Raw genomic sequence first — 12,694 nt, forward strand, 5'->3', positions numbered from 1 at the left:
CGCTTTTAGAAAGACGGGGTAATAGAGCCTAGAAACACTCCCCCTTCAAAATTCGCCGTGATCCGATTTCGTTCCCCCGAGCGCGGATATATCACGGCGGATTTTTTTGTGTCTACATAACAAAAAGCACCCCTTAAACATTAACGCCACCAATAAGGCAGACCTTGAATGTTCTATGGAGTGCTCTATAAGACGAGCTTAAGCGTGTTTTTTGACACTGCTGCCGGACATGCTATCTACGGATTGAATAGCCGTAGGTGCTTTACGCAAGTATGCCATCCAATAGGCAGCTGCGACAAATATTGCTCCACCCGTTAAATTGCCGAGCCAGACGGGAACAAAGTTAGTGAAGTATTGCCCCCATGAATAATAACCTTCAAAAATAGCTGCTGGAATTAGGAACATGTTAGCTACAACGTGCTGGAATCCGATCGCAACAAAGGCCATCGTTGGGAACCAAATACCAAGGATTTTGCCGCTGAAGTTATCTGCTCCATAGGAAAGCCATACGGCCAGCGCAACGAGCCAGTTACAGCCGATACCCGAAACAAATGCCGGAAAGAATTCTGCATCGATTTTATGACCAGCCATATCCACCAATTTTTCTAAATACACACCCTCTGAAGTTAACCCCACTACATGACCGAAGAAATAAGCTACAAATAATGCCCCAGCCAGATTACTAATCGTAATGAGCAAAAGATTCTTCACAACTTCCCAGAAAGAAATCTTCTTAGCCATAAAAGCGAGCGGCACGGCCATCATATTCCCTGTCAGCAGTTCTCCACCTGCAAGGAGTACCATGATCAGCCCAACGGGGAAGACTGCGGCTCCGATAAAGTTAGCAATGGAACCCCATTCCTGTGGTGCGCCAGCAATGACGCGAATATCCAATAAAAACCCGAGCGCAATAAACGCTCCTCCCAAAAAGCCCAGAATAAGTACGGTACTTAGCGGATTATGAGCTTTTTTTATGCCATTCTCTACAGTTACTTCGGCAATTTGCTGCGGTTTGCTATAAGCCATGGTTCCTATCTCCTTCATCTATTTACTTCAAATTTGTTCCTTTATGACCATTGTAGCGTGTCGTAAAACACATTAACGTGATAATTATCACTTTGAGAAAACTAAGTGAAAGTTTTCACTGACATGTCAAATTTACTGCGACCTGTGCACAAATAGAAGTTTATGTATGACCGACTAAGCCAGCATATCTTGTTTCGTTGGATTACATTTGAGCGTACGCAGCAGCTATCGGACACAGTTGTCCTTATATGCAGCTATATCTCACTGTAGCTATACCTCGCTATCGGACATCGGACTCAGTTGACCCTATTCGTAACTTTCGAGCACATTTGGCTTGCTATCGGACCCCATAGTCGCTATTGCCACCAAAAACACACTAAATGAACCTCATTCTATGCAATAGCTGCATTGGAGTCCGAAATCACGCTCAATAGGCGATTAATTACCAAATAGCGGCTTCTGGGTCCGATAGCTTCTGCGGTGGGCGTTGACTCAGCACGATCGGACTCAGATGACCCTAACCGTAGCTTCTGAACACATTTGGCTTACTATCGGACATCGGACTCAGATGACCCTATTCGTAGCATTTGAGCACATTTGGCTTGCTATCGGACCCCATAGTCGCTATTGCCACCAAAAACACACTAGTTGTACCTCATTCTATGTAATAGCTGCATTGGAGTCCGAAATCACACTCAAACAGCGATTATTTGCTATATAGCGGCTTCTGAGTCCGAAAACTTCTAAGGAGGGCGGTGATTCAGCACGATCGGACTCAGATGACCTTATACGTAACTTTTGAGCACGTTTAGCTCGCCATCGGACATCGGACTCAGATGACCTTATTCGTAACTTTCGAGCACATTTGGCTTGCTATCGGACCCCATAGTCGCTATTGCCACCAAAAACACACTAAATGAACCTCATTCTATGCAATAGCTGCATTGGAGTCCGAAATCACGCTCAATAGGCGATTAATTACCAAATAGCGGCTTCTGGGTCCGATAGCTTCTGCGGTGGGCGTTGACTCAGCACGATCGGACTCAGATGACCCTAACCGTAGCTTCTGAACACATTTGGCTTACTATCGGACATCGGACTCAAATGACCTTAACTGTAGCTTTCGAGCACATTTGGCTCGCTACCATCGCCGAAGCCATTGGATTGTACCTACCTATGCAGCTAATCATTCTGCACCTAACAAAAAAAGCAGCAACCCTCCCGTTACAGGAGGATCGCTGCTTCTCTAGCTTTATAAGGTTGTCTTTTTCCTCAATAAATCACTCAGGAACAACGTTCCTTTTTAAACCGTTACAGCCTCTTTGCTTGGTACTGTTGTCGGCAGTGCTTGAAGACCCACTGTATTCAGGAAGTTCCAAGGTTTGTTGTAATGCGGTTGGAAGAAGAAATCGATAAAGGCTAGTTGGTCGATTGTCATATGATTTTGAATGCATACAGACACTGTGTTGATCGATTGCGTCAGATCCATCTTGGACATAATTTGTGCCCCGAGAATACGGCGTGTGGCGCGATCAAACACTACTTTTAACTGAACCTGCTCAAAGGTTGGCATAAATTCTGGACGGTAATTATCAATAATCATGGCGGTTTCCACGTCCATTCCTTCAGCCTTAGCTCCTTCTTCAGTAAGCCCTGTTGCAGCGATATTATCTTCATAAATCTTAATGCCCGAAGTCCCTTGTGTACCCATATAAGGAATGGTCTCTGTTACCAAGTTGCGTGCAACTAAGGTTCCCATCCGCACAGCATTGGTTGCCAGTGGGATATAGGCGTGTTTGCCTGTAGGGTTGTAGTGAATCGCACAGCTGTCGCCCGCGGCATATACATCTGGGCAGCTAGTCTGCATATAGTTATTGACCACAATGGCACCATTAGGCAGCATATCGACTTGACCTTTTAAGAGTTCAGTATTAGGACGGAAACCAATGCAGAGAATGACCAGATCTGTCTCATGCTCACCTTTGCTTGTAATAACCTTTGTTACCTTACCGTCTTTGCCCGCAAAAGAGCTGACCTTCTCATTCAGGGCCAATTTAATCCCATGATCCTGAAAAGATTGTTCGATCGGTGCAGTAAATTCTTGATCCAGATATTTACTCAGAATGCGATCTTCACCATCAATTAGCGTAACTTGCTTCCCATTCATTTGAAAAGCTTCCACCAGTTCAACGCCGATATATCCAGCGCCGACGACGGTGATTTTATTCGCTTGTTTAGCTTTTTCTATAATAGTGTTGGAATGATCATAGTTCTTGGAAAGTAAAATCCCCTCGAGTTCAAATCCTTCAAGCTTCGGCACAATCGGCCATGAACCTGTAGTCATAATCAGCTTATCGTAGGTGTCAGCGAACTCGTGGCCTGTCTCCAGATTGCGTACACGCAATGTTTTGGACTTCGTATCCACTGCAGTTACTTCATGACGCATATTGGTCTTTACGCCAAGCTCTGCAAGCTTTTCTGGTGAAGAATAGAATAGCCCCTCTGGGTCTTTAACCACTCCACCTACATACAAGGCAATTCCACAGGATAAGAAGGAAATATTATCATTACGCTCATATACAGTAATCTCGGCATCCGGGTAAAGCTGAGCAGTATTCACAATTGCGGCGGTTCCGGCATGGGTACATCCAATGACAGCTACTTTCATTATTTCTTCCTCCTTCAAATGGACAATCGGGTTATATATTTGACTTGCATGACCGATCAATGATGGAATCTGATCAACAATGGGTTAGTTGTGATTTATTTCACTTTATAAATTGATTATATTGTGATATTTATCACATTACAAGTCTTTTCCGCCTATATCCTCAAATTGTTCACAATTTTAAGTTTTTTCCGCCACTGCTGCCGAATGCGACGACCTCATTAGCTTTGCCACGTGAGAGGTACATTATGATCTGCATTTGCAGGAATCCAAAGGAAGCATAAAAAAGGCTTCCCCTCTAATACAACAAGGAGAAGCCCTTTATTAAACACTTTTACACCAGACCGTGAATCTCTCCGTCCTCGTCCATCCATAGTCCCTCAGCAGCTGGCTTAGCTGGCAGACCTGGCATCGTAACGATATTGCCTGTAATAACTACCGCAAAGCCTGCACCAAGCGAAAGAGTAATATCTCGGACACCAATCGTAAAACCTTCCGGTGCTCCGAGGAGTCTAGGCTGGTCGGAGAAGGAATAAGGCGTCTTCGCCAAACATACTTGAAGATCATTTAGCCCAAGCCGCTCAATAACCGCCAGACTACGCTTAGCCGCCGGAGAAAAGTTCACTTCTGCCCCGCGGTAAATCTCACGGACAATTTTGTTGATTTTGGATGAAATGTCGAGATCTTTCTCATACAAAGGAGCAAAGTGGCTCGTGCCACTATTATTCAAGAGCTTGTTCAGCTCAGAAGCCAGCTCCTGTCCACCTGCACTACCTTCCGCCCATACTTTTGAGATTGCAGCCGGCACGTTTAAATTGCGGCAGGCCTCCAGTACATCGTTAATCTCGCCCTCACTGTCCCCTTCAAAATGATTAATGGCAACTAAAACAGGGACTCCAAATTTACCGAGATTCTCTACATGGCGTTCTAAATTCACCAATCCCGCGCGCAGCGCCGTCCGATTCTCGGTTAGAAGCTCACCTTTAGGCACACCACCGTTATATTTCAAGGACTTAACAGTTACGACAAGAACAGCAGCAGAAGGGGTTAACCCGGCCTGTTGGCATTTGATATCCATGAATTTCTCTGCACCAAGATCCGCTCCGAAGCCTGCTTCGGTGACCACAACATCCCCTAGCTTAAGGGCATAACGAGTGCCAATAACACTGCTGCAGCCATGAGCGATATTCGCAAACGGACCCCCGTGCACAATAACAGGCGTACCTTCCAGAGTCTGTACCAAGTTTGGCTTAACTGCTTCCTTAAGCAGCGCTGTCATCGCTTCAACGGCCCCGATTCGCTCGGCTGTCACCGGTTGTCCCTCTTGGTCATAACCAATTAGAATACGGTTCAAACGCTTCTTGAGATCAATGAGGCTATCGCATAGGCATAACACAGCCATAATCTCAGAAGCCGTTGTAATCTGAAAGCCACTTTCCCGTACGGCTCCGTTTCCGTCTCCGAGCCCAGTCACAATACTGCGCAGGCTGCGGTCATTCATATCCATGACACGTTTCCAAACGATACGCTGCGGATCCAGTCCCAGCTCATTGCCTTGGAAGATATGATTATCAATCATTGCGGACAATAAATTATGCGCAGAAGTCACCGCATGAATATCACCGGTAAAGTGCAAATTAATCTCATCAGCCGGAACAATCTGCGACTTCCCGCCGCCTGTTGCGCCGCCCTTCATCCCTAAGCAAGGCCCGAGCGACGGCTCACGTAAAGCAGCCACAGTCTTCACACCTGCTGCATTCATTGCCTGCGCCAACCCGATGGTTGTTAAGGTCTTACCCTCGCCAGCAGGGGTGGGATTCACCGCAGTGACCAGAACCAGCTTGCCATCTGGCTTGTTTTTCATTTCCTCCCATAAGGTTGGCGAGAGTTTGCTTTTATATTTGCCGTATAGTTCCAGATGCTGCTCGTCGATCCCTGCTTGTGCTGCTACCTCTGTAATTAACTTCATGCTTGTATAAAACCCTCCTGCCGTTATTATCCTGCTGTACTCCACTTTTTTATGCATGTTCGCACAGTTGCTATATTCTCTTCAAAGGATACATGGTCTTTTTAAAGCGTCAAGTATAATTTATCACAATAAAAATTCAAGGCAATCTCCATTAATCCTTTAAAAAAAAGAAAATCCCCGCGAGCATCGGTCGAAACCGAGTCGAAGGGATACTTGGAAGATCACTCTGCAACTAACCCCATAAAGGGTCTACAGGAGTGACTCAATATGTTGTTTCATCGTTTCCGGCGATTCTTTGGGCTCCACACGAGCCACTACATTGCCGCTGCGATCAATAAGAAATTTCGTGAAATTCCAGCTAATGTCGCTGCTGTCTCCAGCACCAGGCTGCTGCTCCTTCAAATAATTGAAAAGCGGGCTGGCATCCGGTCCATTAACATCAACTTTGGCGAAGACCGGAAAGGTAACTCCATAATTAATCTGACAGAATTCCTCAGCCTCTTCACTCGTACCTGGCTCCTGACCCGCAAACTGGTTGCAGGGGAATCCTAATACTACAAGTCCTTGATCGCTATACTGTTCGTATAGTTTCTGAAGGTCTCCATACTGTGGTGTAAGTCCGCACTTACTAGCCGTATTAGCAATCAACAGCACCTTACCTTCATACTCCGCAAACGGCACTTCTTTACCCGAAGGTGTAACGCCGGCAAAATTGTAGATCAACATCTTTATTCCCCTTCCTTCCTTGTACTTGGACTACACTACGTATCTTACCCGAACTGTAAGGGAATGCAACTTCTGAACTCTTTTTATTGCCATAGAAAAAGCAGCCCTACAAATTTCATAGGACTGCTCTCTGCGTCTATGTTATTTCGATACCGGAATTGCGTCATAATATTCTTCCAACGTAATATCCTTCTCATTGATATAGGCAGCAATGTCCTTACCTACATAACGGATATGCCAAGGCTCGTACTTATATCCGGTAATGTCTTGCTTACCTTCAGGATATCTGATGATAAAACCATATTCCCCTACATGCTTGGCCAACCACTCGGCTTCCTTCGTCCCACCAAAACAGCTCTCGGCGGCACATTTGCCATCACTTCCCGAGACATCTATAGCCAGCCCGGTCTGATGCTCGCTATAGCCGGGGACTGCACTGTAAGTACGGGCTTTTTCTTCCCCATCTCTCTCCACATAACGGTTATACAAAGTCGTCTGGGTTGCCTGTGAGCGGTATGCAGAAACGCCTGCTAAATAAATTCCGTCTTCCTCTGCACCTGCGAACATCTTCTCCAAGGCTTTGGCAGCTTCGCTGCGCATCATACGCTTTTCGATTTTCTCTTTGAATGTAAAACGGACATCAGGATAGACAAGATCCGTTGGTTTATAATTATCAGGCAAGCCGTACTGCTTATTTACCATCACTGTAATACTATCAGGCTCTGCAGAAATAGGATCTGGAACACTACCCGCATTATCACCGCCTGATTCAGGCGGATTAGAGGGTTCAGATGGATTAGATGAATCTGGAGTATCAGATGGATCAGCTACTGCCGGGTCTGTAATCCCCCCTCCATCACTTTCCCCCATATTCCCAGGCTCACCTTGAAGATTATCCCCCACATTTATATTAGAACCGTTACTCTCCGAAGCAGAAGGAGACGTGTACTTTCCTATTCCCCAACCGACAGCAATAACGACAATTAACAAGATTATAATTTTAAATTTTTTTGACATCTGTAAGTTCTTCCTCCTCGAAGCCGAACATTCTATTTATCTATTAGACAGGCTTTCCTTCATAAATGTTTCACTAAGAACCTAATTTAAAAATAAAAATCAATATGTTCACGCTATAAAATAAAGGTTACCATAGGTCATTAGCTTCAGCGCTAACTACCCTATGGTAACAAGTTTCATCTATAAAACTCTACTAACTTTATCTGGAAGTGCCGCGACCGCCGCTTTTAAAGCCACCGGATCCATTGCTACGGCCACCGCGTGAAGATCCACCACCGCTGTTGCGGCCGCCTTTGCCAGCAGCGCCACCCTTGGCACCGCCGTATCCACCTTTGCTGCCTTTACCACCTTTGCCGCCTCTAGACGGGCCTGAACCATAGCCGCTGCCTAAGCCGCCACGTGGAGTACCTCCAGTGTAGGCACCGCCGTCCGCTCCTCTAGCTACGTTCTCACTGTAGCCAGTGCTTGGGCCGCCCTTCCGGTTCGCACCGCGCGAACCGGTGCTAGGCGTTGCCGCGTTGCCGCTGGCAGACGCTTCGCCTCTGGAGGCGAAGGCGCCATAGCCGCCGCCTACTCGCACTACACCGGCAGCCTTGCCGCCGCCCTTAGGAGCAGCAGCGTCATAACCGCTGCCGCCACGCTTGCCAGCCGCCGCATCGGAACGACCGCGGCGTCCTTCTGCAGGCGCGCCCCAGCCGCCTGCTTCTTTACCGCGGCCACGGCCACCTTGCCGCGCTCCGCCTTCGCCGCGCGGAGCTCCGCCGCGGCCAGAGCCGCCGGTCTTCGGCCCGCGGCCCGTGCGCGCTGCCTCAGCGCCGCCGCTTTGGCGACCGCCGTGGCGTCCGCCGCCTTGCACAGGGATGAATTCGCCAACGCCGAATTCATCCTTCTCGTAACGGCGGCGATCCAGCCGCTGCGAGATGCCATGCTCGATCAAATCCAGACCCTCTTGATCACGTGGAGATACGAAAGTAATTGCAAGCCCTTTGCCTCCAGCACGGCCAGTCCGTCCGATCCGGTGAATATAGCTATCCACATCAAGTGGCATATCATAGTTAAAGATGTGAGTAATACCTTCAACATCCAGACCCCGAGCTGCTACGTCTGTCGCTACTAGCAGCTGCAGCTTCGCATCACGGAATCTTTTCATCACACCTTCACGTTTACCTTGGGACAAATCACCGTGCAGCTCGTCACACTCATAACCGGCTGCTTGCAGCGCTTCGTTCAGATTGGACACCCGCCGTTTCGTCCGGCAGAAAATAATAGCCAAGTAAGGACGATCCCGTTCAATGAGGGATTTGAGCGCTTCTTCTTTATTACGGTCCGAGCATTCCACTACTTGCTGTTTGATATTATCCAGCGGAATTGGAGAACCACTCTTAATGATGATATCCAGTGGCTCTTTCATGTAATTAGCAGCGAGACGTTTAATCGGATCAGGCATTGTCGCGGAGAACAACATAGTCTGACGACGATAAGGCACAGCCGTAATGATTGTCTCAACATCCTCCAAGAAGCCCATGTGCAGCATTTGATCGGCTTCGTCCAGAACGAGCATTTTTACGCCGCTAAGATCCAGCGTCTCCCGGCGCATATGATCCAAAAGTCTGCCCGGTGTACCGATGATAAGATGTCTGCCGCCTTCCAGCTTGCGCAGTTGCTTCTCTACATCCTGACCACCGTAAACCGCCAATATTTTGATATCCGTATGACGCGCCAGCTTGCGTGCCTCTTCTGTAATCTGCAAAGCCAGCTCACGTGTAGGAGCCATAATCAGCGCCTGAGGATAAGCCCGCTCCGTATGGATCTTGTCCATAATTGGCAGCAAAAAGGCCAAAGTCTTCCCTGTACCTGTCTTCGCTCTAGCTATTACATCCAAACCCTGCACCAATGGCGGAATGGCTTCCTGCTGCACTGGCGTAGGCTTAACAATGCCTTGACCTTGAAGCAATGTACACAGTAATTCTGAAACTCCTAAATCTTTAAATCCCGGCAAATTCTCCACCTCACTATTTTCTCGGTTTAATTTGATTACATCTCTTTCTTAACTTCCGTCTTCAAAAGCCCTGTATGAGGCAGCCTGCATAGGCTGTCCTGTTCTGGGGCATATGCTTCAGATTCAGCTATATTCAAACAAAAGCGGAAGAACACCGTCACCGGCATCCTTCCGTCCCATGTATCCCTTGACCCGTTAAAAGAGTGCGGTCAAAGTTCGGTTTCTGGGCAGCAGCGATCCACCGGACGTTAAGACGGCACTCCATTTGCGTTCCATTCCACTTTATACAATAGAAGTAAAGTTAAGCTTAGAAAGTTATCTTTTATATTGTACTTGATAGAAAGGCATTTGTGTGAAACTGCTGAAGAATAATTATTCAAATCCCTTAAGCTAGAACCTTCCCGATTTAAAAATCGCATAGATCAGCCATAAGAACATCAGAAGTGCCACCACGCTGCCAATCTCCACTGTAGGGAAATTCCATAACACTGAAGGCTGTCCACGCATCGCAGTACCAATAATGAGTCCTGTCATGATGATGCTAAACGCAAGCATCACAATACTGAATGCTAAACGGTTACCTACCCGGTCCAGCTTACGCTCCAGATTCTGCATCTCGGGTGCCACAATCTCCACCTTAATCTTTCCCTTACTGATCAGCGCGGATAACTGCTTAGCCTGCCCAGGAAGCTCCAGCAGACTCTCTGTTAAATCCGCTACGCCTCCCAGAAACTTGCGCTGCAAACGACTGCCGCTAAAGCGCTGCTTTACTAGTTCCCGCCCAAAGGGTTCCGCCATTTCCAAAATACTGATGGTTGGATCTAAGTTGCTGATAACTCCCTCCAGCGTGAGCATTGTCTTCCCTAACATCGTCAAATCTGGCGGCAGCACTAGACGATGTTTTCGCGCTATGCCAAACAGATCATTCAGGGCTTTGCCTATACTCATTTTGCTAAATGGAACATCATAATATTCATCCCGCAGCCGATCCATATCATCATGCAGCGCGCTTCGATCAGCATCCTCAGGAATGACTCCAAGACGCAAAATTGCCCGGACCATTGCATCCGTATTTTTGCGCATTAGAGCGATAATAAGTGCAGATAGCTGCTCCTTCATCTCCTCATTCAGCCGACCCATCATGCCAAAATCAATCAAAGCCAGCTTTCCATCACCCATCCGTATAACATTGCCCGGATGAGGATCAGCATGGAAAAAACCATGAATGAAGATTTGTCTAAGCATCATCTCCACAAGTTGCTGTGCGATGGCTTTAAGCTTAACGCCGTTACTCAGCAGCTCATCGCGACGACTCAGCGTTGTCCCTACCACATATTCCATCGTCAGCACTCGTGCTGACGTATAGTCCCAATAGATATCCGGGATGTACACTCCCTCATAATCCATCTGCTGATCGATTTTCTCTGCATTACGTCCCTCTTGGCTATAATCCAGCTCGCCAAGCAGCGATTTAGAGAACTCCTCTACCATACGGCACAGCTGATATTGCCTCGCCCAGCTGAGCCGCTTTTCAGCAAGTGTGCTTAAATCTTTGAGAATTTCCAAATCCCTGCTCATCGTTCGCAGAATACCAGGACGTTGAACTTTAACAGCTACGACTTGTCCACTGTGAAGTACAGCCCTATGCACCTGACCAATGGATGCCGCAGCAAGTGGCGTATCCTCAAAAGAGTTAAAAATTTCATCCATATGCTGATCCAGTTCCTGCTCAATGATCGCGCGCACGCGGTCGACAGGAAAAGGAGGCACATTATCCTGTAGTTTTACCAATTCCTGAATAATAGAATCAGGCAGCAGATCTGAACGGGTACTGGCGAGTTGTCCCAGCTTAATAAAGGTTGGACCCAAATCCTCCAGCACCAGCCGAATCCGCTCCCCGAGCGTAAGGCTTGTGTGTGCTTCCTGCGTTACAAGACGACGTGGAAGGGATAGTAAGTGATAGAGCCCCAGCTCTTCCACCATATAGCCAAAACCATGGCGCATAAGCGCCATGGCGATTGCCCGGTAACGTCCGGCATGTCTAATGCGTACTGCCATTTAGTCCGAACGCGTTTCCGCCGATGTTCCCTCTAGATGGGAAATTCCCTCTAGCTCGGCCAACCGGCGCTCCAATACTGCAATTCGCCCTTCCAGCTCGGCAATATCGTTTTGTACAGGCACATTCATTTCCTTCAGCACGCGTTGTACTTGCTCTTGTACAGCAGACTTGAACATGCCTCGTTCTTCCTCACCACGTTCAATCAACCGATCGACGAGAGCCCTAGATTCCGAAGGAGCAAGCTCCCCGCGTTTCACTAGTTCTTCAACAACCTTCTCTACTTTTTCCTTACTGACAATGGTGAGGCCCACTCCTAAAGAGATCGCTTTTTTAAACAAATCACTCATGGCACTTTCCTCCCAAAGATTCCGTTTCATTACATAACGGAGTTTATGATTAAAGTATACCCCACTGTGTACGTATTTCAAAAAAAACACAACATTCCTTAGTTAGTGACCGGAATACGGGCAGCCCAAGTAGCCGCCTGTAGAATTAGTTTACGTAGTGCCGGATGACGGAAGGAGGGTTCATGATGACCAGGCATTAGGAATACTACTCGTCCTAAACCGTAGCTATGGCACCATGCAGCTGGAATCCATTGACCCTCCGATTCATATTGAAGCAGAATAGTCCGCTCTGTGAACGGGTCAAATTCAAAATGATATGGCTCCTCATCCAATTGGAAATCTTCCACACCTTCGGTGATGTCATGCTCCAGCACCTTGAAGTTCATCGGTTCGTAAGCCGTGTGTCCGTTAAAACGACCCCCTATTAGCTGAGCAAGCTCGTTACGTTTCGTCAACGAAGCTCCCGTATGAAGAACAATGAGTCCTCCTCCTCCACTTACATAGCTGAGCAAACCAGCCGTTTGTTGAGGGGAGACTGTTTCGTTCCACAATTCATTGTAAGCGATACATAGGTCATAACTTGCTAAATGCTCAATGCGCATTAATTTTTTATTTTCTGAACATTGCACGGTTAATAAATCATTTAAGATCTCGCTAATTTGTTGGTCCACTCCTTGAAGTGGATGAAACCGGGGATGGGTGTAATCACCAAGTAATAGACATTTTCTCTTGTCCATGGGATCCTCCTCCTTATTCGTTGTTATTATTCGTCACATGTTGCCTATATTCTAAGGAAAACTGCCGCGAATGTCCATGCAGATGGCAGGTATATTGCTCTTTGGACTTATTTTTCCCGGGTAAAAAAGCATCCCCGGCCATGATA

The 12,694-nt window shown here is 47.3% G+C and carries 9 protein-coding genes; all 9 read right to left on the minus strand.

All coding sequences use genetic code 11. The features are described 5' to 3' along the window. Positions 1–198: 198 nt before the first annotated feature. A complete protein-coding gene (locus tag NSQ50_RS29270; protein ID WP_036681949.1) occupies positions 199–1,026 on the minus strand; it encodes a formate/nitrite transporter family protein in 828 nt (275 codons plus the stop codon). A gap of 1,303 nt (positions 1,027–2,329) precedes the next feature. Then, positions 2,330–3,694: an FAD-dependent oxidoreductase gene (locus NSQ50_RS29275; protein WP_038573671.1), complete on the minus strand. Its 1,365-nt coding sequence runs from the start codon at positions 3,692–3,694 to the stop codon at positions 2,330–2,332. A gap of 334 nt (positions 3,695–4,028) precedes the next feature. Next, the gene (locus tag NSQ50_RS29280; RefSeq protein ID WP_076222350.1) at positions 4,029–5,663 is read right to left on the minus strand and encodes a formate--tetrahydrofolate ligase; all 1,635 of its coding nucleotides are present in this window, start codon (positions 5,661–5,663) and stop codon (positions 4,029–4,031) included. A gap of 249 nt (positions 5,664–5,912) precedes the next feature. Beyond that, positions 5,913–6,389 (minus strand): glutathione peroxidase, encoded by a 477-nt coding sequence (locus tag NSQ50_RS29285; protein WP_076222351.1) that lies wholly within the window; start codon positions 6,387–6,389, stop codon positions 5,913–5,915. Positions 6,390–6,530: 141 nt separating this feature from the next. After that, positions 6,531–7,406: a M15 family metallopeptidase gene (locus tag NSQ50_RS29290; protein ID WP_036681958.1), complete on the minus strand. Its 876-nt coding sequence runs from the start codon at positions 7,404–7,406 to the stop codon at positions 6,531–6,533. A gap of 199 nt (positions 7,407–7,605) precedes the next feature. Next, positions 7,606–9,405, minus strand: coding sequence for a DEAD/DEAH box helicase (locus tag NSQ50_RS29295; protein ID WP_076099691.1), 1,800 nt, complete (start codon positions 9,403–9,405; stop codon positions 7,606–7,608). 390 nt (positions 9,406–9,795) lie between these two features. After that, a complete protein-coding gene (locus tag NSQ50_RS29300) occupies positions 9,796–11,463 on the minus strand; it encodes an ABC1 kinase family protein (protein WP_076099692.1) in 1,668 nt (555 codons plus the stop codon). After that, entirely contained in the window at positions 11,464–11,811 is a 348-nt protein-coding gene (locus tag NSQ50_RS29305; protein WP_036681962.1) for a phasin family protein, read from the minus strand. A gap of 98 nt (positions 11,812–11,909) precedes the next feature. Then, positions 11,910–12,548, minus strand: a complete 639-nt coding sequence (locus NSQ50_RS29310) for a ThuA domain-containing protein (RefSeq protein ID WP_036681964.1) — start codon at positions 12,546–12,548, stop codon at positions 11,910–11,912. Positions 12,549–12,694 lie beyond the last annotated feature (146 nt).

Origin of the sequence: Paenibacillus sp. FSL R10-2788, assembly GCF_038003885.1 — a bacterium.
Classification (GTDB): Bacteria; Bacillota; Bacilli; order Paenibacillales; family Paenibacillaceae; genus Paenibacillus_AQ; species Paenibacillus_AQ odorifer.

Excerpts from the sequence above, each read along its gene's own strand:
- NSQ50_RS29270 (WP_036681949.1), bottom strand. The coding sequence starts at position 1,026 with ATGGCTTATAGCAAACCGCAGCAAATTGCCGAAGTAACTGTAGAGAAT.
- NSQ50_RS29275 (WP_038573671.1), bottom strand. The coding sequence starts at position 3,694 with ATGAAAGTAGCTGTCATTGGATGTACCCATGCCGGAACCGCCGCAATT.
- NSQ50_RS29280 (WP_076222350.1), bottom strand. The coding sequence starts at position 5,663 with ATGAAGTTAATTACAGAGGTAGCAGCACAAGCAGGGATCGACGAGCAG.
- NSQ50_RS29285 (WP_076222351.1), bottom strand. The coding sequence starts at position 6,389 with ATGTTGATCTACAATTTTGCCGGCGTTACACCTTCGGGTAAAGAAGTG.
- NSQ50_RS29290 (WP_036681958.1), bottom strand. The coding sequence starts at position 7,406 with ATGTCAAAAAAATTTAAAATTATAATCTTGTTAATTGTCGTTATTGCT.
- NSQ50_RS29300 (WP_076099692.1), bottom strand. The coding sequence starts at position 11,463 with ATGGCAGTACGCATTAGACATGCCGGACGTTACCGGGCAATCGCCATG.
- NSQ50_RS29305 (WP_036681962.1), bottom strand. The coding sequence starts at position 11,811 with ATGAGTGATTTGTTTAAAAAAGCGATCTCTTTAGGAGTGGGCCTCACC.
- NSQ50_RS29310 (WP_036681964.1), bottom strand. The coding sequence starts at position 12,548 with ATGGACAAGAGAAAATGTCTATTACTTGGTGATTACACCCATCCCCGG.